At 34.2% G+C, this 1474-nt stretch carries 1 protein-coding gene and 1 pseudogene; one reads left to right on the forward strand and one right to left on the reverse strand.

Annotated features, from left to right (window positions below):
* Nucleotides 1–217: 217 nt before the first annotated feature.
* Nucleotides 218–1009 (forward strand): T9SS type A sorting domain-containing protein, encoded by a 792-nt coding sequence (locus ACGHIN_RS17240; RefSeq protein ID WP_390456466.1) that lies wholly within the window; start codon nt 218–220, stop codon nt 1007–1009.
* 72 nt (nt 1010–1081) lie between these two features.
* Here ACGHIN_RS17240 and ACGHIN_RS17245 read toward each other — a convergent pair.
* Nucleotides 1082–1474 (reverse strand): annotated as a pseudogene (locus ACGHIN_RS17245) (aminopeptidase); the annotation flags it as partial.

Consider the following 1474-nt stretch of genomic DNA (forward strand, 5'->3'; position numbering starts at 1 on the left):
TATTTGTGCATTACCCGAAAATATGCCCATGAAAAAAAACACGAATATTAGAAGATAATTTCGCAAGCCCTCTGTAAAATAATTGGTAAAAATAACTAAAAAATGTTAATGGTAAAGGTTTTAGTATTATTAACAAAAAATTAACCCGATTATTGTTTTGGATTGAAAAATAGACGTAATTTTGTCTTATAAATTAATAATATCAAAAAAATAGATTATGAAAAAGTTTTATTCACTTTTTGCAACAGTAATGATGAGCGTTACTGCTTTTGCACAAACAACCTTTTATTCTGAAAATATGGGGACGCCCACAACTACTACTGCAATAGCAGCAAACACATTTCAAAATGGAAGTCCTGTCACTTATTCAGGAACTGCTGATGTTAGAGTAACGAGTGCATCTTCAGGATACACTGGTGCTTCAGGTGGAGGTAACATATTTTTCACAAGCACTGCTGGAACAAATTTCGTGATTAGTGGGATTAATACTTCAAATTACTCTAATATTCAAATGAGTTTCGGACAATTAAAGTCAACAAATGCCGCTAGTAATGAATTAACTGTAGAAGTAAGTGCTGACGGAAATACTTGGACACCATTAACTTATACTAGACCTACCGGAACAGGAACTGCAAATAGTTACATTTTAATTACTCCAACTGGCACCATTCCATCTACAACAAGTTTGAGTATCAGATTTACCAATACTAATACTACCCAGTGGAGGCTTGATGACTTAACACTAACCGGAACCAGCACAACTCTAGGTGTTTCTGACATCAAAAACGTAAAAGGAAGCTTTATTAAAAATTCTTTCGTTACGGATGATGAAATCGTTTTCGGATCTCAGGTGAAAGATGTTAAGATCTATAATATGTTCGGACAGGTTGTAAAAACTTCTGCAAAAGATTCTACAATCTTAAATGTGGCTGAATTAACAAAAGGAAACTATATCGTTACAGGTACGGTAAATAACCAGCCGGTTTCTCAGAAAATCTTAAAAGACTAATTCTTTAAGGCTTAAAAATAAAAAAGTCAGGCATTCGTAGAATGCCTGACTTTTTTTCTATGATATTTTTATTTAATACCAACCTCTTCTTGCTGCATTGATTACAGCTCCCAAGTTTAAAACTAAAGTGTACCGTATGCGTTTTGCGTAATCTTTAAATGAAGGCTCAAAACCTAAAGAGGATTGAATAGGGAAGTATACTTCAAGAAAATCAGGGATTACTCTTACTTTGATACCGCTGTCCCAGATAAACTGGGTAGAAGCGTTTTTATTTTTATATATTCCGACATCAGCATATACATGGAAAATTTTCCATACACTGGAATCCACATTAAAAGAGGTGATCCATTGGTTAACAGTACCGGGGATAAATGATTTGAACCCTCCGTCAGCAAGTATATATTGCTGGGATAAGATCCCTCCTGTAGCACTTTCTCCTAAAAGACTGTAAGAAAAAGCATAGTT

Origin of the sequence: Chryseobacterium barbadense, assembly GCF_042849955.1 — a bacterium.
Classification (GTDB): domain Bacteria; phylum Bacteroidota; class Bacteroidia; order Flavobacteriales; family Weeksellaceae; genus Chryseobacterium.